Annotated in this window: 1 protein-coding gene; it reads left to right on the plus strand. The window is 57.0% G+C overall.

Features of this window, described 5'->3' with window-relative positions; genetic code table 11:
* A partial coding sequence (locus FDX22_RS08655; protein WP_146717052.1) for a hemagglutinin repeat-containing protein occupies positions 1 to 235 on the plus strand: 235 nt, incomplete at both ends.

Genomic DNA, 235 nt, shown 5'->3' on the forward strand with positions numbered 1-235 from the left:
AACGAAAGCGGCGCTTTCCGGCGTGCAGGCTGCGCAGGGGGTTGCAGTTGCTCAGGCTGGCGGCGATCCGAATAACGGTATAGGCGTCAGCATTTCTCTGACTTCCCAGAAATCAAAGTCTGAGCAGCATGCCCGGAGTGATACTGTGGCAGGCAGCACCCTGAATGCAGGCAACAATCTGGCTATTACGGCGACGGGTAAAGGTCAGAGCGGGAACAGCGGCGATATTCTGATC

Origin of the sequence: Citrobacter sp. TBCS-14 (genome assembly GCF_005280805.1) — a bacterium.
GTDB lineage: Bacteria > Pseudomonadota > Gammaproteobacteria > Enterobacterales > Enterobacteriaceae > Citrobacter > Citrobacter gillenii.